Annotated in this window: 12 protein-coding genes and 1 tRNA gene; 2 read left to right on the top strand and 11 right to left on the bottom strand. The window is 46.8% G+C overall.

The window, feature by feature from the left end; translation table 11 throughout:
- Positions 1–239 precede the first annotated feature (239 nt).
- The gene (gene purF / locus H6F73_RS14920; protein WP_190759477.1) at positions 240–1,811 is read left to right on the top strand and encodes an amidophosphoribosyltransferase; all 1,572 of its coding nucleotides are present in this window, start codon (positions 240–242) and stop codon (positions 1,809–1,811) included.
- 155 nt (positions 1,812–1,966) lie between these two features.
- Here the strand turns inward: purF and H6F73_RS14915 are convergent, their stop codons facing one another.
- From H6F73_RS14915 to H6F73_RS14885, 7 genes are all read right to left on the bottom strand, one after another.
- Entirely contained in the window at positions 1,967–2,518 is a 552-nt protein-coding gene (locus H6F73_RS14915; protein ID WP_242072497.1) for a chorismate lyase, read from the bottom strand.
- A gap of 213 nt (positions 2,519–2,731) precedes the next feature.
- Positions 2,732–4,552, bottom strand: a complete 1,821-nt coding sequence (gene treZ / locus H6F73_RS14910; protein WP_190759475.1) for a malto-oligosyltrehalose trehalohydrolase — start codon at positions 4,550–4,552, stop codon at positions 2,732–2,734.
- 652 nt (positions 4,553–5,204) lie between these two features.
- The gene (gene glgB / locus H6F73_RS14905) at positions 5,205–7,148 is read right to left on the bottom strand and encodes a 1,4-alpha-glucan branching protein GlgB (protein ID WP_190759474.1); all 1,944 of its coding nucleotides are present in this window, start codon (positions 7,146–7,148) and stop codon (positions 5,205–5,207) included.
- 125 nt (positions 7,149–7,273) lie between these two features.
- Positions 7,274–10,600: a maltose alpha-D-glucosyltransferase gene (treS, locus tag H6F73_RS14900; protein WP_190759473.1), complete on the bottom strand. Its 3,327-nt coding sequence runs from the start codon at positions 10,598–10,600 to the stop codon at positions 7,274–7,276.
- 234 nt (positions 10,601–10,834) lie between these two features.
- Complete coding sequence (locus H6F73_RS14895) at positions 10,835–12,868, bottom strand: alpha-1,4-glucan--maltose-1-phosphate maltosyltransferase (protein WP_242072450.1); 2,034 nt, start codon at positions 12,866–12,868, stop codon at positions 10,835–10,837.
- A gap of 709 nt (positions 12,869–13,577) precedes the next feature.
- Positions 13,578–13,658, bottom strand: a tRNA-Leu gene (locus tag H6F73_RS14890).
- 256 nt (positions 13,659–13,914) lie between these two features.
- The gene (locus H6F73_RS14885; RefSeq protein WP_190759472.1) at positions 13,915–16,278 is read right to left on the bottom strand and encodes a serine/threonine-protein kinase; all 2,364 of its coding nucleotides are present in this window, start codon (positions 16,276–16,278) and stop codon (positions 13,915–13,917) included.
- Positions 16,279–16,856: 578 nt separating this feature from the next.
- On the opposite strand from H6F73_RS14885, the gene H6F73_RS14880 reads away from it, so the two are divergent.
- A complete protein-coding gene (locus tag H6F73_RS14880; RefSeq protein WP_190759471.1) occupies positions 16,857–17,918 on the top strand; it encodes a peptidoglycan recognition family protein in 1,062 nt (353 codons plus the stop codon).
- A gap of 116 nt (positions 17,919–18,034) precedes the next feature.
- Here H6F73_RS14880 and H6F73_RS14875 read toward each other — a convergent pair whose 3' ends face one another.
- From H6F73_RS14875 to ndhI, 4 genes are all read right to left on the bottom strand, one after another.
- Positions 18,035–18,955 carry an NAD(+) kinase gene (locus H6F73_RS14875; protein ID WP_190759470.1) on the bottom strand — a complete coding sequence of 307 codons (921 nt, stop codon included), beginning with the start codon at positions 18,953–18,955 and terminating at the stop codon, positions 18,035–18,037.
- Positions 18,956–19,083: 128 nt separating this feature from the next.
- Positions 19,084–19,389 carry an NADH-quinone oxidoreductase subunit NuoK gene (gene nuoK, locus H6F73_RS14870; RefSeq protein ID WP_199330606.1) on the bottom strand — a complete coding sequence of 102 codons (306 nt, stop codon included), beginning with the start codon at positions 19,387–19,389 and terminating at the stop codon, positions 19,084–19,086.
- A gap of 55 nt (positions 19,390–19,444) precedes the next feature.
- On the bottom strand, positions 19,445–20,080 hold the full coding sequence (locus H6F73_RS14865) for an NADH-quinone oxidoreductase subunit J (RefSeq protein WP_190759468.1): 636 nt from the start codon (positions 20,078–20,080) through the stop codon (positions 19,445–19,447).
- A 79-nt stretch (positions 20,081–20,159) separates the two neighbouring features.
- Complete coding sequence (gene ndhI / locus H6F73_RS14860) at positions 20,160–20,744, bottom strand: NAD(P)H-quinone oxidoreductase subunit I (protein WP_190759467.1); 585 nt, start codon at positions 20,742–20,744, stop codon at positions 20,160–20,162.
- Positions 20,745–20,750: the final 6 nt, after the last annotated feature.

The raw sequence follows: 20,750 nt of genomic DNA, 5'->3' as shown, positions 1-20,750 counted from the left end.
GTGGGGTTTTCGCCCCTTCTACCCCTCTTCCCGACAGGTATTTTTGAGCGAGAAACAATGAATTTTTGATCTGCCGGTAAAAATCTCTAGTGCTGTTAATCCCCATTGCGCTAACGTTATGGTGAGATGTTAAGAAACGGTTAAGTTTCTTTTATGCCGGTGTTTAGCGCGGCTAATTCCATCTCCATCTCTCTACCCCATCCACTCTCCCCCATCCCGTTCACGAGCGGAGCTGAAGCATGATCCCCAATAGAACCCTCTCCTCTGAGGTACAGTCGGCACAATCCAATGATTTGCCGGCAAATACTTCAAATGCAACCGAGCAAGTTTCACCCCGACCGGATAAGCCAGAAGAAGCCTGTGGTGTTTTTGGCGTCTACGCTCCTGGTCAAGATGTTGCTAAGCTGACCTACTTTGGTCTTTATGCCTTACAGCACCGAGGTCAAGAATCCGCAGGGATTGCTACCTTTGAGGGTTTGACGGATGGAAATGAGGGGCAAAGTACCTCATCATCCCAATTCAAAGGCAAGGTGCATTTACATAAAGATATGGGGTTGGTTTCCCAAGTTTTTAATGAATCCATCTTGAACGAGATGCCGGGAGACTTAGCGGTGGGTCACACACGCTACTCAACCACCGGCTCAAGTCGCGTGGTGAACGCTCAGCCGGCAGTTGTGGAAACTCGCCTTGGCCCCCTGGCTCTAGCACATAATGGGAATCTTGTCAACACAGGAAAGCTGCGCGAGCATTTGCTGGAGCGCAACTGTAACTTAATCACCACCACAGACTCAGAAATGATCGCCCATGCGATCGCTTATGAAGTGACCTCCGGCAAAGACTGGTTAGAAGGCGCAATCAGCGCTTTTCACCTGTGCGAAGGAGCCTTCAGTTTGGCGATTGGCACACCGGCAGGTTTGATGGGCGTCCGCGATTCCAATGGCATTCGCCCCTTGGTCATCGGCATCATGGAAACAAGCCCCCAGCGTTACGTTCTCGCCTCAGAAACCTGTGGGTTAGACATTATTGGTGCCCAATACTTACGGGATGTTGAACCGGGAGAGTTGGTTTGGATTACTGAGCAAGGATTAGCTTCCTTCCATTGGAGCAAGCGCCCAGAACGCAAGCTCTGCATTTTCGAGATGATTTACTTTGCTCGTCCCGATAGCCTGATGCATGACGAAACGCTGTATAGCTATCGGATGCGGATAGGCCGGCAATTGGCGATGGAATCACCGGCAGATGCAGATATTGTGATTGCGGTGCCTGATTCAGGCGTGCCGGCGGCAATTGGCTATTCCCAAGCTTCTGGGGTTCCTTATGCCGAAGGTTTGATTAAAAATCGCTACGTGGGGCGTACATTCATCCAACCGACTCAGATGATGCGGGAGTCGGGCATTAAGATGAAACTCAATCCTCTCAAAGACGTTTTAGAGGGCAAACGAGTAATTATTGTGGATGACTCGATTGTTCGCGGCACCACCAGCCGCAAAATTGTCAAAGCCTTGCGGGATGCTGGGGCAATAGAAGTTCACATGAGAATTTCATCACCGCCGGTGACTCACCCTTGCTTCTATGGCATTGACACCGACAGTCAAGATCAATTGATTGCGGCGACAAAAACGGTTGCAGAAATTGCCGAGCAAATTGGGGTAGATTCCCTTGCCTATCTCAGTTGGGAAGGAATGCTGAAGACAACGAAGGAAGACCCCAACAGCTTCTGTTCTGCCTGCTTCACCGGCGACTATCCTGTGCCAGTGCCTGAGCAGGTTAAGCGCTCTAAGCTGATCTTAGAGAAAGCCGGCACCGTTTAATTGTCAGTGCTAAGTGCTGAGTGCTCAGTCCTGAGTGTTTTTGAGGGAGGAAGGATGAGAGATAAGAAATGAAGTGTATTTTTCCCACTCTCCCACTCTCTCTCCCACTTAGGACTCAGGACTGAAAACTCCACTCAGCACTCAGCACTCAGGACTCAGCACTTAGAATTCCCCATCGGCCCTAGATATTTGGTCAAATAGGGAGAAAATACCTCATAAATGAGGGTCAGGGGCTTGCCGTGATGCCAGAATAAATAGTGCCGGCCCCAAAATGGCCCTTTTTGCCCAAATGCAGTTTCTAGTGCGGCAGAGTGACCGTAGTATAGCCCTTGCACATCTCGATACAACTCAGTTCGCAAGCGAGCTAGACTGGCCCAAATAGGCAAAGAGCGGTTTTGTAAATATTCATCGACATGGCTGGCTTCCCACCAAGAAGTTGCATAAGCTAAACGCTGGCCTGATGCCTTTCTTAGCCACACTTGGCGTCGCAGCCTTGGCCCAGGCACTGCTTGAATGAGGTCGGGTGCGCCATCGTTGTCCATGCCAATCAGTGACATATCGATGACATCGACTTCTGTGGGTTCAGTCGTGAGCAGTTGCAGGTGACGGGTAGGAGAACCGTCCCCCAGGAGCAATATCTGCCATGCCGGCGCGAGTTGAGCGTGGGGTAATCCTTGCTGAACAGAGTTTTCTCCCCCTTGCCACAGAGGAGTGAGAGCGTGCCAGGATTTATGTAGAGGCGGATCTTGTACTGGTTCGCTATCTTGCCGGTTAAAAGTTGCGGTCAAGGGTCTTTATAAAAGTTAACATCCATTTAATGATAGCGTTCCTTGTCCAGTTGCCGTGTTCATCGAAGGTGCCGGTGAAAAGGGGGCGAGCAAAAATACCCACCCCGCTTTTTTTCTAGCAACTCAAGCGTTTTACTGCTGGTACAGTACAAAACTTTGTGGTTTGATGCTCAATTCTTGGTCTTGCATTAGTTCGTCTGGCAATGTGGAACCTGAACCCATCCATTTTGGTTCAGAAGAATCTAAAATTTTATGCCAGTTGCCGTTAGGAAGTGCTGCATTAAACGTCACTTCTTTATCATTAAAGTTCATGATGCAGAAGATTTTGCTTTCGTTACTCCAGCGATGAAGAAACAGAAGTTTATCTGCTTCAATGGCAGAAGCTTCTAAGTTTTGCTTGTCGAGCTTTTTCAATGCCGGCAGTGTGCGGCGAAGCTGAATCAAATACTGATAAAGTTCCAGCAGAGCTTTGTGTTTGCCTTCTTGGCGCTTCTCCCATTTAAGCTGAGATTCTTTGAAAGTCTCTACACTTTCAGGATCTTTGTATTCTCCTTCTAAATGAAACTCAGAAAACTCTTTTTTCCTTCCTTCTCTTACAGCCTTAACTAAGTCTGGGTCAGTATGGCTGACAAAGTAAAGAAACGGAGATTCTTCTCCATATTCTTCACCCATAAATAGCATGGGAACATTAGGCGCAAGAAGAAGCGCACCGGCAGCGAGTTTTAACGCCTCAAAAGAAACAAGGTTAGATAATCGCTCACCGAGCATTCGATTACCTACTTGGTCATGATTTTGGGTGCAGATGACAAATTGATGACCAGGCCGGCTGCTGGCATCGTTGCCGTGATAACGCTGCCGATAAGGTGAGTATTTCCAAGAGTAAACAAAGCTTTCTTTATAGGCAGTTGCTAACTGTTCGCATTTGCCATAATCGCTGTAGTAACCAATCGTTTCTCCTGTGAGTAAGCCATGAAGGACGTGATGGAAATCATCACTCCACTGGGCATCCATTCCATGCCCTCCCAACTCGCGTTCGCGAATAACGCGAACGTCGTTTAAATCGCTCTCGGCTATCAGATAAAGTTTTTTGCCGGCAGTTTTAGAAAGTGCCTCAACTTTCTCTGACAGTTCTTCCAAGAAATGTTTAGCCCCCAAATCATAAATTGCGTGGATTGCATCTAACCGCAGCGCATCGATGTGATAATTTTCAAACCAGTAAAGTGCGTTTTCAATAAAATAGTTACGCACCCCTTCGCTTTGTTTGTCATCGAAATTCATCGCACAACCCCAAGGGGTTAGATACGTTTCCGTAAAATAAGGGCCATATTCGTTGGTGTAATTTCCTTCTGGGCCAAAGTGGTTGTAAACCACATCTAGAATGATTGAAATTCCTTGCTGATGAGCAGCATCCACAAGTTTTTTCAATGCTTCAGGGCCACCGTAGGAATTCTGCACTGCATAAGGATAAGCCCCATCATATCCCCAATTCCGATTACCCGGAAATTGAGCAATTGGCATAATTTCAATCGCATTTACCCCAAACTCTTGCAACTCTTTTAAGCGAGGAATAATTGCTTCAAAGGTGCCTTCTGTGGTGAAAGTGCCGACGTGCAATTCATAGATAATCATTTCCTCCAAAGGAACCCCAGACCAATTGCTGTCATTCCAGCTAAAATTGCTGTGATCCACCACGCTAGAAGGGCCGTGTACATCCTGTGGTTGAAAATGTGACGCTGGATCTGGCCTATCTGCCGCTTCTTCAAGTTTATAAAAGTAAAGTGTTTCTGGATTAATATCTTGAGCTTTTACTTTCCAGTAGCCTGACTCGTCTTTTTCCATAGGAAGCACGCGTTCCTCTGGAGAAACAATTTTTACGGCTACTTCTTTTACAGCCGGTGCCCAAACGGTAAATTCACACGTCCCATTACCCAAATAACTTGCGCCAATTTTCACGTTCAATTCTCCTCTTTGGGATCTAGTTATTAACCTTTTAACGGAAAGAAATCGCCTGATATAAATCAAAGAAATCAGAATTCAGAAGTATACCACCGGCACGAGGAATGGGTTTCACAAAAAAAGTTTTGTTTTTCCGTTTCGCCCTTTGCCGGCGAGACTTGTACGGATGATTAATCCGCCCGTCATACCAAAGTCAATCTCACTCTTGACTCCTAAATTGTTCTTCCTCTATGACGGCTTAATAAATGTTTATGATAGAGCAGCAAAGGTTATTGGGACTATATGCCTAAAGGAGGAAGCAACCCCTTTCTTAAGGTAGAAGTTTTATTAATGTTCCGATGTTAGCAAAGATACAAAAATTTCCAAAAAAATATGCAATTATCAGATGTTTTGTGATTATGTGGTTTTGGAAAAAATATATAAATTAAAGAGCGATATAAAAATTAGTGAAGACTTGTTAGGCTCATAAATTACATTTAGCCATCGTCTAACCAGGTTTCTAAAAATCTGACTAAACACGTTTTAAAACATTTTCAAAAAATTTAACTTAAGCAAAAAGCGGCAGAATTTCCTTCTTCCTTTCGGTTTGAGGAAAAGTAATCCTGCCGCTTTCCATTCAAGAAAATTAAACACCAACAGCGCTAAGGTGTTATTTGAGCTTGAAGAAAACGATCCCCAACGGAGGTAAAGTCAGATTCAACGAATAAGGCTGGTTGTGACAGGGAATTGCTTCTGCTGTTAAGCCCCCAAAATTGCCCAAACCGCTGCCAAAATAATCAACAGCATCGCTGTTTAGTAACTCCTGCCAGAACCCCTCTTTCGGCACACCAACGCGGTAATTGTAACGAGGCAGCGGCGTATAATTACAGACAGCTAACACGACTTCATTTTCAGACTTGCCCTTGCGAACTAAACTGATAGTGCTTTGTTCCGCATCATTACAATCAATCCACTCAAACCCTTGCCAGTCAAAATCAAGTTCATGCAGCGCCGGTTCAGTGCGATAAATGCGATTTAAATCACTCACCCACTTTTGCAAACCGGCATGAGAGGGAGAATCCAAAAGATGCCAATCCAAACTGCGATCATGACTCCATTCAGACCACTGGCCGAATTCTCCGCCCATAAATATCAGTTTCTTCGCTGCCTGGGCGTACATATAGCCAAAAAGCAAGCGCATATTGGCAAATTTCTGCCACGCATCTCCCGGCATTTTATTGATGAGTGAACCTTTGCCATGAACCACTTCATCGTGAGAAAGTGGCAAGACAAAATTCTCATTAAAAGCGTAGATCATGCGGAAGGTGAGTTGATTCTGATGGTGCTTCCGGTAAACGGGATCGCAGGACATATAGCTGAGCGTGTCGTGCATCCAGCCCATGTCCCATTTCAGCCCAAACCCCAAACCGCCATCATAAAGTGGGCGAGAAACCTTTGCCCACGCGGTAGACTCCTCCGCAATGGTTTGAACACCGGGGAAATGTTCATAAATTGCCGCATTAAACCGGCGCAGAAAATCAATTGCCCGTGAATTTTCCCGTCCGCCGAATTCATTGGGAATCCATTCTCCGTCTTTACGGGAGTAGTCTAAATACAGCATCGATGCCACCGCATCTACCCGCAGTCCGTCAATGTGGCACTTATCCAGCCAGAAGAAAGCACTGCTGATTAGAAAACTACGGACTTCATGCCGGCCATAGTTAAAAATACTACTCTGCCAGTCGGGATGGAAGCCTTGGCGGGGATCAGAGTGTTCGTAAAGGTTGGTGCCATCAAAATAATTCAGTCCATGCAAATCCGTGGGGAAGTGGGAAGGCACCCAATCCAAAATCACCCCAATGCCTTGCTGGTGAAGATAATCCACCATATACATAAAGTCTTGGGGAGTTCCATACCGGCTCGTTGGGGAGAAATAGCCGGTGGTTTGATATCCCCATGAGCCATAGAATGGATGCTCAGTAATTGGCATCAATTCAACGTGGGTGAAACCGAGCCGGTTCACATAGTCAGCCAGTTTTGAGGCCAGTTCCCGGTAGGTGAGAAAGCGATTTCCCTCTTCTGGGACTCGCATCCAAGAACCTAAGTGCACTTCATAGATGGACATGGGCGCATCGAGGGCTTGCAAGCGTTCCCGTTTACCCATCCACTCGCTGTCATGCCAACTGTATGCGCTATCCCAGACAACAGAAGCGGTTCGAGGCGGACTTTCTTGAGATTTGGCAAACGGGTCGGCTTTGTCCACTGCATAGCCGTTATCGTGGTTAACGATGCGGTACTTGTAGAGGCTGCCTTTGGTCATTTCGGGAATAAAGCCTTCCCAGATCCCGGATTCCCCTTTGCGGGAAAGCGCATGACCCTCATCCTGCCAACCGTTGAAATCGCCTTTAACACCAACGTAGCCGGCATTGGGTGCCCAAACGGCAAAATAAGTTCCCCTAACGCCATTAACAACGATGGGGTGAGACCCTAACTTTTCGTAGAGATGAAAGTGTGATCCTTCATTGAAAAGGTAGAGATCATCATTGGTTATCAGGCTAACGTTTCCGTTCGTTTCCTGCAGTTGTTCTTGATTGATTGTTAATTGGTAGGTCATGATTCATTCAAAAATTTACGACTGTTTTCAAAGGTGTAATTCGCCCAACATTTACCAGAATTTGAGAGGTTGGGCGAAGTAAAACGGAGGGTTATGCAGCCGAATTTACGTGGAAAAACGCAAGTTTAATGCAGTTGGAGAATGCGCCGCAGGGGGATATGTACCCAGTTCGGGCGATTGTTGAGTTCGTAGCCTAATTCGTAGATGACTTTCTCCAAAACATAGGCATCTAAAAGCACTTGCAACTCGGCTTTTGTTTTTGGCAAGAAAGAGTCAGCGCCGGCAACTGTCAGATAGCTATTTAGGAAAGCCGCGCTTACCCAGGTGTACCAAAACTCCGCCCATTGCTCCATCATCGGAAGATTTTCTTCACGGATCATGCCGCTTTCGACTTCATTGCGGAGTCCCATACTCGCCGCGTAGTTAAAAGATTGCAGCATTCCCGCCACATCTCGCAGGGCTGATCGCTTCATGCGGCGTTCACTTAAACTGCGAGCCGGCTCTCCTTCAAAGTCAATGATGATAAAATCCTTGCCGGTGTAAAGCACTTGCCCCAGATGGTAGTCCCCATGACAGCGAGTACGCTTGGCTGTAATTTTTTGGTTGAGGACTAACTGATAGCGCCCCATTAGCTGCTCTTGGCGTTCCAGAACCGTGTGTGCCAACTTCTGGGACTCGTCGGGGAGGGATTTCAGCCGGTTTTTCAACAACAGCAAAACTTGGCCGGTTAGGTTACGCGCAGATTGATAGATCGAGCGCTGGTAGAAGGTTGAAAACGCTTCTGGGGCAAAATCGGGATTGTCTGCATCGGAAGCGAGGGCGATATGCAGTTCAGCGGTGCGCTGCCCTAAAAGCTGAGCGCTTGCCAGGTAAGAACCAATGGTTTGACCGGCTAATTCTGGAATTTCCAGCGCCTGCAAATCTAGCAGAGATCCGGAGGGGATGGGAATCTCGGTGATCTCCGTCTGCTGCACCGTCACGCGATCAAAGTAGTCGCGCAGACTATCGAGGGTGTACTCCCAACTGCTGCGGGTATCGAGGATGAACTCTTGTAATATCCCCACAGTCATCGGTTCAGCTTTAGGCCGGCGATACTCTAGCGATCCAGCGATGGAAGCAAAGTGTTGCAGGCGTTTTTTCGCCCCTAGGAATAGCCCGATCTCTAGATCCGGGTTGATCCCCTCTTCCAGTTTGCGGAAGAGTTTCAAGATAAAGCGATCCCCATAAATGACAGAGGTGTTGCTCTGTTCGCCCTTAATCAGAGTCGGCTCCAGGTTAGTAGCACCTTCTTTGATCTGCTCAAAGATATCTGTCGCCGTGGCAACTAATTGCCCTGCCTTGCCTTTGTAAACTTGATTTTGAGCGATTGCCTCTAGGGGGAAGCTCAAGAAGTGCTTATCGACTACGGCATCGAAGAGTATGCCGGCAGACTCTTTGCCTTGTATCTGAAGACGGGCCACGACGGCTTGAGGCATTTCTGCTTGGATCAGCGCCGCTTGCTCACCTTCTGCGTAGGCGAGAAGCAGTAGATAGGTTTGAGGGTCGCCTTGGGTGTAGTCAACCTGCAACCAAACGAGCTGAGATTCCAGATCCTTGTAGGACACGGGGATCACTTCACCGATATGGGCCGATTGCACAATTCGGGCTTTACCGCCAAACCAGCGACAGTTATACAGATAATTAGCCAGAATTGACTCTAATGTTCCTTTAACCTGGGCTTGGGAAAACACGTTTTGCCATTGACCACTGACCGCCAAAGTTGGCAGTTCTGCTTGGGGTTTGGCCGGCTGTAGTTCGCTCAGTTGCATCTGAAGCGTAAACCAGTAGAACGTGTATGGCCCAACACTTAAGAAATAGGGTGACTCGCCAATACTGGGGAAGTGAGTGCGACCAAAAATTTCCACCGGCTCCATGCCTTTAAAGGCAGACAAATCTAATTCCACGGTTTGCACAAACCGGGACAAATTCGCCACCACTAAAATGTGTTCGCCGTTGTAGGTGCGCGTAAAGGCGAGAACTTTGCGGTTCTCCGGGTGCAATAACTCAAACGTGCCTTTGCCTAATGCCTGAAAACGCTTGCGGGTTGCCATCAGGCGTTTCATTGAATACCACAACGAGTTAGGGTTCGCCCGTTGCGCCTCAACGTTAATCGCCTCGTAATGGTATTCCGACTCAACAATCACGGGTAAATAAAGCTTGTGCGGGTTGGCGCGACTGAAGCCGGCGTTACGATCGGCACTCCACTGCATCGGTGTGCGAACGCCATTGCGATCCCCGACATACACGTTATCTCCCATGCCAATTTCATCGCCGTAGTAAAGCACCGGCGTACCAGGCAGAGATAACAGCAAACTGTTGAGCAATTCAATCTGCCGGCGATCATTTCCTAATAGGGGTGCTAAGCGCCGGCGGATGCCTAAATTAACGCGCATCTCCGGATCTTGTGCGTAAACCCGATACATATAGTCGCGATCTTCATCGCTGACCATTTCCAGGGTGAGTTCGTCGTGGTTGCGAAGAAATAATCCCCACTGGCAGTTATCGGGAATCGCCGGCGTCTGATGGAGGATATCCGAAATCGGGAAGCTATCTTCCATCCGCAGCGACATAAACAAACGAGGCATCAGGGGAAAGTGGAAGTTCATGTGGCACTCGTCCCCAGCGCCATAATATTGTGCGGCATCCTCTGGCCATTGGTTTGCCTCCGCGAGAAGCATTCGGTTAGGAAATTTCTCGTCTACGTGCGTGCGTAGCTGTTTCAAAAAGACGTGAGTTTCCGGCAGGTTCTCGCAGTTCGTTCCCTCCCGTTCGTACAGGTAAGGCACCGCATCCATTCGCAGTCCATCTACGCCCATCGCTAACCAAAAATCAAGCACCTCAATCACCGCTTGGCGCACGGCTGGATTATCGTAGTTTAAATCCGGCTGATGTGAGTAAAAGCGATGCCAGTAGTAAGCTTTGGCGAGTGGGTCCCACGCCCAGTTAGAAGTCTCAAAATCCTGAAAAATAATCCGCGCTTCTTGGTATTTTTCTGGGGTCTCACTCCAGACATAAAAATCCCGTTCCGGGCTGCCTTTGGGTGATCTCCGCGCCCGCTGAAACCAAGGATGCTGGTCGGATGTATGGTTAACAATTAACTCGATAATGACTCGGATGCCCCGCTGATGGGCTGCTTCTAAGAAGTCTTTAAAGTCTTCTAAGGTGCCATAAATCGGGTTGACACTGGTGTAGTCTGCAATATCGTAGCCGTCATCTTTGAGGGGGGAAGGAAAGAATGGCAGCAGCCACAGGGCTGTGACGCCTAAATCTTGCAGATAATCAAGTTTTTCCGTGAGTCCGCGAAAGTCTCCAATCCCGTCTCCATTACTGTCGGCAAAGGCGCGAACCGGCACTTCGTAGATGATGGCGTTCTTAAACCAGAGGGCATCGTCTTTCAAAATCGAGTTTTGCATGGAGTAGGTTTTAATTTTTTTACGTTCTGGTGATATGTTGCAGCAGCTTGGTAGCTAGGTTCAACCGTCAAGGGAAATACGCATTTGGTCTGACTTGCTCTCAAAAAATATATCTAAATTTTCAGTTCAGATATATTTCTTTGGTTTGAGATTCTTCAATCCAAAATTCCTTTATGCAGGTTTGGTATTGAATGCCTTCATGCCCTTTGCCGGCTGAACCGATGAAACTCGCCTCTACTTTTGTTCGACGCGGAAAATATGACCGGGACTTACATGGGGGTTGATTTCAACATAGTTATATTCACCCCGCCAAGTGTAATGGGCATTGTTGAGCAGATCGTCAAGTTGGTAAGGCTGATCAGGTTGCAGTCCTAAAGATTGCAGGGGTAAGTGAACCCAGCCGCTTTGCTTGTGGTAAGGATTGAGGTTAACAACCACTAAAATTAAATCGTGAGAATCTTCAGCTTGTTTGCTATAACAAATAATCTCTTCGTTATCGACGTGATGGAATTTGAGACTGTTGTTACTTTGCAGGGCTGGATGTTCTCGGCGGATGCGGTTCACCCGTGCGATTAAATGTTTAATGGTGTAAGGACTGTTTAAATCCCATTCCCGGATTTGATATTTCTCAGAGTGAAGGTATTCTTCGCCGCCTGGTTTTAAGGGCCGGTTGTCGCAAACTTCATAAGACGGCCCATAAATTCCATAAGTGGCAGCTAAGGTAGCAGCAAGGACTAACCGAATCATAAACGCCGGCCTGCCACCATGTTGGAGATATTCGGGTAAAATATCTGGCGTGTTCGGCCACACATTAGGGCGGAAAATATCGCGGGCTGGATAGGAGGTTAATTCCTTGAAATATTCGGTCAGTTCCCACTTGGTATTACGCCAAGTGAAATAAGTGTAAGACTGGGTAAACCCTGACTTCGCCAAGCGAGACATTACCTTGGGACGCGTAAAGGCTTCGGCTAAGAACAGAACATCGGGATAATCTCGTTTAACTTCCCCAATCATCCACTCCCAAAAGGGAAAGGCTTTGGTGTGCGGGTTGTCTACCCGAAAGATTTTAATTCCCTGATCAACCCAAAACAAAACAACACTTTTTAATTCTTCCCAAAGGTTTTGCCAGTCGTCGCTTTCAAATTCAATGGGGTAAATATCTTGATACTTCTTGGGAGGGTTTTCGGCGTGTTGAATTGTGCCATCAGGCCGGCTGCGGAACCACTGGGGATTCTCTTTTGCGTAGGGGTGATCAGGAGAACACTGATAAGCCAAATCCAATGCGATTTCAATTCCATATTCACCGGCTTTGGCGACAAACTCATGAAAGTCTGCCATTGTGCCTAATTCGGGATGAATGGCTTTGTGCCCACCTTCGAGGGAACCAATTCCCCAAGGGACTCCCACATCTCCAGGTTCAGCAACAACGGTGTTATTTTTCCCTTTACGAAAGGTAACGCCAATGGGATGAATGGGCGGCAGGTAAAGCACATCAAAGCCCAGTTCGGCAATGTAGGGAAGTCGGGCTTCAACGTCTTTAAAGGTGCCATGTTTTCCGGGTTCGCCACAGGAACGCGGAAACAGTTCGTACCAAGTGCTGAACCGGGCTTTTTCCCGATCTACGACGATAGCGAGTTCTTTTTCGTAGGTGGTGGCAAATTTCCGGTCTGGATACTTGGTCATTAAGCCGGCCAAGTCTTGTGAAAGGACTTTTTCCTCTAAAATGGGAAAGTCTTCTCTTTGAATGGAACGCAGGGTTTCTGCCCAGTTTTGCAGTTGGGATCGCTCATCGCCGCCGGCCCTCAAACTGGCTTCTTCAACAAGTTGCGCCCCAATCAGCAAGTCTACGGCGACATCTTGTTTGGCTTCGAGTTTCTTCGCCATGCCTTTTCGCCAGGAAAGAAAATGGTCAACCCAGCCGGTGACGGTGTAGAGGTAACGCCCAATTTCGGTAACGGTGAAGCTTCCTTGCCAGCGATCGTTTACTAATGCGGTGAGTGGGGCTTCCAACCATTCGGGAGACTCTTCCTTTCGGTAGAGAATGAGACCTGCGATCGCATCATGACCATCGCCGAACATATCTACCTCAACGCGGACTGCTTCGCCGGCAGTCCGTTTGATCGGGAAGCGACCACAGTCAATCTCTGGCGAGATTCCTTCGATTTGAACTCTTCTCCTGCCTTCTTGTAACAGCATTTGAGATGCTTCCTGTGTTTGGGTTGTCTGGGACAGGCGCATTTGTCCCTGTAGGGGTGGGTTTATCACCATTTTGTGCTTCCTGCAAATATCTCCACTCAACCCGCCCCTACAAAGTTTTTCTCCTTTCAACTGTTCTTTTGAGAACACCTGCGAGCGTGAACTTGCAAGGGTCAGGTTATTGCATGAGGTTAAGCTTTTTTGGTCAACCTACACAATTTTTAAATTATTTAGACTGGTTAGGATTGGTATAGAAATTAACGTCAATTCAGCGAATTGCGCTAATTTTGAACGTATCTTCGCCTAACAGAATAGCTGAAATGGAAAATTCGCTCATCTGCCTTAGGTAAGAGCGATCCTCGAATGTCGTGAAACACTGGAACCGTAACCGCTAGAATCAAGCGGGGGAAAAGTGCAGGCTTTACTAAGCCGGCTGCAAAAGTTAGCCTTCTACTCAGAATCAAGCTAACTCTAGGGAACCTTTATTGGGCGCAGCGCAATAAATCCTTTCTCTTAGATATCTGCAAAACTCAGATGCTGAAGATAAATTATCTGTGTGCATCTGTAGTTAATCAAACATTAATTTAAGCAACCAGCCAAGGTTCAGGCTATAAAGTGAATTCCTTAGCTAATCTGGAGAACACAAGCCAACCCTGAATCTAACCTACGTCAGAGGTTGTGTTTAATTAAACTGAACCATTTGCAAAAACTCTATAAAATAGGCCGGCACCGGCTACCAAAAAGTAAAGGCACCGCTTAACACAGTGCCTTTAGCTTAATATGCGGATGGCGAGACTCGAACTCGCAAGGCAAAGCCACACGCCCCTCAAACGTGCGCGTATACCAATTCCGCCACATCCGCTTGGAGTTTCTATTATACATGAATGTCGCCGGCTTTGAAAAGATTTTTTTCCAAATGTCTCAATCGCCTTGCCGGCAACGATTCTAGGCTTCGGTTGCAAGTCCTTGAGCCGGCAGAGGGGTGTCTGGCTTTTACCGCAGATTTTTGGTTAAGAGATTTTTAACCACAGATAAACACCGATGGCTTACGGGTTGGGATGGATGAATATCGGACTCTCCTATGATTTCAACTGCGTTTCTGTGCCGGCCCGGATCGCTTATCGTCGCCAGAGTTTAATGGTATTATCTTTGCCGGCGCTAGCTAGCATCTTTCCATCGGAACTGAATGCAACTGAATAGACTTCATCAGAATGCCCGGATAAAGTATTAAGAACTTCTCCTGTTTGAAGATTCCAAATCTTAATCGTTTTATCCTTACTTCCACTGGCTATTGTCTTGCCATCTGGACTTATTGCAACAGAAACCACATCGTCTGAATGCCCTTCCAGTGTGCGAATTAATTCCCCAGTTTCCTGATTCCAAACTTTAATTGTATTATCATAACTTCCGCTCACAATGGTTTGGCTATCCGGGCTAATTGCAACTGATCTCACGTCTGCTGAATGATCGGCAAGCGTGTCTATGAGCGTTCCTGTCCCTAATTCCCAAATCTTAACGGTTGCGTCTCTACTGCCACTGACAAGCATTTTACCATCGCGGCTGATTGCCACGGAATAGACATAATCTGAATGATCTGAGAGCGTATAAATTCGTTTTCCTGTTTCCAGATTCCAAGCTTTAATTTTCTTGTCTTCACTGCCACTCACGAGAGTTTTGCCATTCGGACTAATTGCAACTGTCCAAACCGCTGCATCATGCTCAACGTTGCGAATTAATTCTCCACTATTTAAATTCCACAGCAAAACTCTCCAGAAAAAACTGCCGGTTGCAAGTTGTGTGCTGTCAGGACTAAAAGCCATTGCCCAAACGGCTGATGAATCTCCTTCTAACGTGCGATTGAGTTTGCCGGCTGCCACATCCCAAAGTTTGATGGTTTTATCTTTGCTTCCACTTGCAAGAATCGTACTATTCGGGTTAAAGGTAACAACGCCCACTGCATCTGAATGCCCGGTTAATGTTTGAAATTGAACATTTTTCCAATTTAAGCCGGCCTGACATTGTTTTAAAATATTTTGAGCCGGTTGATACTGATTTGAACTTTGGCTAACATTGCTGGCTTCTTTAATACAACTGTCGTAGTTGCCTTCTTTATAAAACGCATTCAGGCTATTTAATTTGCTGGTTTCTCGCTGCTGTTGCTGAAAAAATTGTTGCAATTTAACTCCCGCATAAATTAAAGCAAAAAAAGCCAGCACTGCCCCAATAACAGAGCCAATTAATCGCGGGTCTTTTTTTCCTAAACTTGGCAGGCGCTGGGGTAATTTTAATCGAGTGAATCGAGGGAAATTCGTCGGAACTTTCTCTTCAATTTTAGCAATATCCTCATCTCTGAGTCCTAAAACTTGCTGCAAGCGTTTTAACTCATCACGAGTATCCTGACTGAGAGGATATTCTTGGTTCATCGCTTCCGTTAACGCTTGCTGATATCTTTGGAATTTCTGCTTATAATCTTGATAAGGTTTTAAAACCTCTTCTTCGATATCTTCAGCCTCCTCTGGCTGCAATTCTAAACTACTGCGAAGGGCATCTAATATGCTTCGACCGACCACAGAAATTTCACCTCGACTGCTAGCGCGGCGCTCAACTTCTTCTCGATAAATTGTGAGCTTGGGGACGCGAATCCCCGACACATCACTAATTTTTATTAGATCGGCTAAGACTTCGGTTGCCGACTGGTAACGCTGCCGGTAGTCATAGCGCACCATTTTATCTAAAATATCTGCGAGTTCCACACTCACTAAAGCTAGGTGTCGCCAGGAAAGTTCTCCTTTATTCGGATTATGATTATCTCTAAGTTTTGGTAAGTCGTAAATCGGTAAGCCGGTGAGTCCTTGAATTGCAATCATTCCCAACGCATAAATATCGCTATTTAATTGGGGATTGTATTGGAATTGTTCCACCGGCATATATTCTAAAGTCCCAATCCGCATCGTGGGCGGCATCTGGCGCTGGGCAAATTGGGTGCCAATTTCTTTAACTGCCCCAAAATCAATTAAAACTAATTTATTATCTGGATGCCGGCGGATTAAATTGCTGGGTTTAATGTCCCGATGAATTACACTATGTCCGTGGACAAACACCAAGATCTCTAACACCTCTCTCAAGATGCTGACAGCTTGGTTTTCAGTGAGGGGTTGCCCGGTTAAAATCTCATTTCCTAGGGAATGACCTGGAATGAATTCTTCTACCAAATAAAATTCTTTATTTTCCTCAAAATAGGCAAATAACTGAGGAATTTGGTCATGCTGACCTAATTTTTCAAGAATTTCCGCTTCTTTGTCAAATAGGCGTCGGGTTGTTTCGAGCATCTGTGGATCATTACTCGAAGGCTTCAGATGCTTGACAAAACATTCTGGGTGCCCTGGACGGCGCGTATCTTTTGCCAGATAGGTTTGTCCAAATTCCGCTGAGCCGATAACTTCAGTGATTCTATAACGTCTATCTAAAAGTTGTCCGATCATAACGGAAGACCCCAACCCTTTTTTGGTAGATTATGACATGAAATACTTACATTCCCATTAACTCAATCTCCTAAATTGAGCAATAATGCCCACCGGCACCGGAATGCGTTGTTAAAATTCTGCCATTTGGCCATTCAAGGAAGCCCGATGGAGATGTGTTAAAGACAAGCCGGTTTTCCCCGTCGCACCTCCAAAACCACACCGATAGAGGTGCAAAACTGCGGGAAAATCGGCCAAAAGCAGCAAATTTATCAACATTGCGCGATTAATCTTACCTGAAGTATTATTCTGTAATTGTTACGGCAGGAAATCCTCTGTGCTGCCGGCTGTTGCTTTGTTAGTTTCTGGTTATTGTTGTTAGCAACCGGCATTTTTTGCGCCGGCAAGCCCGATAACCAAGCAAATCAAGGGGCTGTGAGCCGGCTGGGCGATGCGTCAGTATTATACTCTTGTGGGCAACAGGTGCAAGAAGATGTCTGCAATCTGCCATCCTGGGAAGGATGCCGGTGTCTAAAGTTGCTCACTAAAATTAGGCTTAATAAAGTTCAAGTGCAAATTAACCAAAGGCAAACGCTGCAATGGCTCAAATCATCAAAAAAATTTACCTACACTGGACTGCCACCCCTTATGATTGGGCGCAACCCGGTCATTATCACACGGTAATTTTAGGCAATGGCACGGTTAAACATTTAACCGGCTACGATCAAGCGCTTAATTACCATACAGCCGGTCGCAATCTAGAATCTGTGGCGTTAGCTGTATCTTGTATGGGCACAGACGGTTGGACTTCTCCCCCCACAGCTATTCAAATCGAAAATATGTGCAAAGAAACTGCCCAACTCGCGTTTAAACTCGGTTGGCAGCCAGAAGATATCAATATCTATCGCGTCATGACGCACGCAGAAGCGGCAGCCAATCGAGATTGCCCAATCGAAAAAGCCAAACAAGTTTCCGGGTTGCGTTTCCCAACTTCAACGCCTCAAGCTGAGGAATACATGGAGAAAGCCCGCCAGTTGGGATTACCTCACGAAAATTACGGCCCGTCTTCTTGGTTTGATGGCTGGCCGGGGGGATTTGTTGAACGCTGGGATTTGTGGCAATTAAAGCCTTCAGATCGAGAAGGTGAGGGAGGATTAATTTTACGAAATAAAATTAAGAACTACTTGATTAAAATGGCGGTTCCCGAAATCATCGTCAAGCCATCCACCAGTGAGAAAAAAAATGAAAGTCCTATTTATTTAGGTTCTCAGTTAATTGCTACGGGCTATCTTCTGTCAGACAACCGTTGCTATGTGCAACTGTCAAAACTTGCCGCAGCCTTTGGCTTTCCTATAACTTTTAATCAAAAATTCCGCTACGTTAATCTACAGGCGAATACTCTGAAAGCTAAGTATTTAGCGAATTCTCCTTTAATCTTGGGTTACCCGGTTCTCGATATTTATCTCAACCGGCCTCAAGATGCACAAGGTGAAACGATTAGCGATCAGGACTTCCCGGTTCAGCCATTCATGCAAGGCATCATTATTGACAACTCTACTTACGTTTTAATCGCTGATTTCTGCAATGAGCTAGGGATTTCGTTTACCTTTCAAACTTCTGATCGCTCTGTTCGTTTGAAAGCCATGCCGGCTGCCAAGTGAAAAATATTAAATCCTGAAGTAAGGGAATTTCTGCTCAATTGTCAACCCGTTTTTTTAAGAAAGCGGGTTTTTTATCGCTCAAAATTAAAACTCTTTTAGAAAGAATATCAAAGATTTTAATTGCGGTGATTGTTACTATAGCGAATCCGCGCGCCGGCCCACTGAAGTTTTTCCCGCAATGTTTGATAGTAAGAGTAATTTTCCCGAAGAATAATAAACTTTGCCTGACAGTCGGCCATCCGCACGTCAACTCGCTGTCCAGGCCAGATAGAAGTGGCCAGCACGCCATCCATCCAAAGCTTGGTGTTAAGATCCCGATCTCCCAGCGGCCAAATACTGACGACAGAACCAGGAGGCAGGACGATTGGCCGGCTGGAGAGACTGAGAGGACAGATCGGCGTTACAGCAATTGCTTCCATGCCATCGTGCATAATCGGGCCATTGGCTGAGGCCGTGTAGCAGGTGGAGCCGGTGGGAGTGGCCACAATCAACCCATCTCCTTGGTATTGATCCACCACTTCGCCATCCACTTCCATTTCTAGAATGGAGGTGGGCATCCGATCAATGGAAGCCGGCTTGACACACATTTCATTGAGTGCCAGAAAGCGATCACTGGCCGGTTCCTGATTGGTGCGACTGCCTTCAAACAACATCGCTTGCAGCATCATCCGTCGCTGAACCGCATAGCGATCCTCTAACAAGCGATCCCAAACCCGTTCTGTTGGTTGAAATAACTCTGTAGGCTCGGTCAAAAAACCTAAATGGCCGCCGACATTCACAGCTAAAATCGGGATGCCATCGGTTGCCAGTTGCCTTGCTGCTGCCAGTGCCGTGCCATCTCCCCCCAAGACGAGGGCCAAATCAATCGGTGACGTGGCAGAGGCTAAAAAAACCGGGTAGGGATTATCATTTGGCCCACTAGGACCCATCAAAACACGGCAACCGCGACTTTCGAGCTGTCGGGCGCATTGTTCTGCCACACGCCGGCTCCCTTCGTCTCCCGCCTTATGCGCGATAATGACCTGCTTGAGTTGCACGTTTTGCGATTTTAATGTTTAAATTTTAGATTTTTTAACCACAGATGGACACAGATAAACACAGATATATAAGATAATTATCTGCATTTATCTGCGTATGCCTGCGGTTAAAAATCTAATCTTATTTGTCACCACTTCAACAAATTAAACTGTTCCATATCCACCGTATCGCGGTTGCGATAGATGGCAAGAACAATTGCCAGACCGACTGCGGCTTCCGCTGCGGCCACTGTTAGCACAAACACGGAAAACACTTGTCCTTTGACCTCTTGCGGGTCTATAAAGTTGGAAAAACCCATTAGATTGAGATTGACAGCATTAAGCAGCAACTCAATGGACATCAGCACTCGCACTGCATTGCGGCTGGTAATCAATCCAAAAATGCCAATGCAGAAAAGTGCTGCCGCTAATAATAGGAAATACTGGAGTTGCAGTTGCATGAATCCGGTTACTCTCTATCAATCAAAACTGCTGTAGCCTAAGTTTCTCTTATTTACTCAGGGGAGTGGGGGAACCCTGAGTGCTATCTCCTGATGTTGAAGCCAGTTCACGAGGACGTTCTGGCAGCGTCAACACCGGCGGCTGAGCCAATTGGTTAGACCCTAGATCGGGCAAGAACTCCCGACGCGCCAAAATGATCGCGCCAACCATTGCGATGAGCAGCAATACGGATGCCAACTCAAAGGGCAGTAAAAAGTCGGTAAAGAAATGCTCTCCAATCACCACAATGGAGGCTCCACCGGCTGCGGTTTCGGTAGAAATCGCCCAAGGAGTGGTGACAACCATCGTACCCAAAAGTGCAAACAGGCCGGCACATACGAGTGCGGTTGCCCCCCGGCGTATCCACGCATTGGAAAGGTAGACAAAATCCTCGCGCTTGTTTACCAACATGATGGCAAACAGAATCAAAACGTTAACCGCACCCACGTAGATTAGCACCTGCGCCGCCGCCACAAAATCGGCATTCAGCAACAGGTACATTCCTGCGATGCTGATAAATACACCGCCCAACAAAAAGGCTGAGTAAACGATATTGGACAATAGCACGACACCTAATGCCGCTCCAATCATCATCACAGCCAGCAGGCCAAAAGAAACAATCTGAACGCCTTCTGCTATATTCACTGTTTTGTCCTTTGTCAGTTGTCAGTTGCCAGTGGCTAGTTGCTAGTTGAGGGTTGCTGTAGCCGCTAGCCCCCAGACCTTATTTTTCCATTTCCTCAAGAATTTCCTCTGGCCGCTTACCGGCACGACGGGCATTTGCCGGCAAGTCGTGGGGGCTGTCTACGCCTTTGGGTAGGTAGGCGAATTCTCGCAGAGGCGTCACCATTGGGTCATCTGTGACTTTGTAAGGTAGCCGTCCGAGGGCAACGTTGTCAAAGTTCAACTCGTGCCGGTCATAGGCTGCGAGTTCGTACTCTTCTGTCATAGACAGGCAATTAGTTGGGCAGTATTCCACACAGTTGCCACAAAAGATACAAACGCCGAAGTCAATGCTGTAGTGCTTGAGCTGTTTCTTTTTGCTTTCCTTGATAAATGTCCAATCCACCACCGGCAAGTTGATGGGGCAAACCCGCACGCAAACTTCGCAGGAGATACACTTATCAAATTCAAAGTGAATTCTGCCCCGGAAGCGTTCCGAAGGGATGAGCTTTTCGTAGGGATACTGCACTGTCACCGGACGCCGGCGCATGTGGTCAAAGGTAACGGATAGACCCTGACCAATATACTTCGCAGCTTGAACCGCTTCTTTGGTATAGTTACCGACTTGGTTAAGAAACTTAAGCATGGTGTT

It is taken from the genome of Microcoleus sp. FACHB-68 (genome assembly GCF_014695715.1).
Classification (GTDB): Bacteria; Cyanobacteriota; Cyanobacteriia; order Cyanobacteriales; family Oscillatoriaceae; genus FACHB-68.
This window is presented reverse-complemented; position numbering and strand designations above follow the sequence as displayed.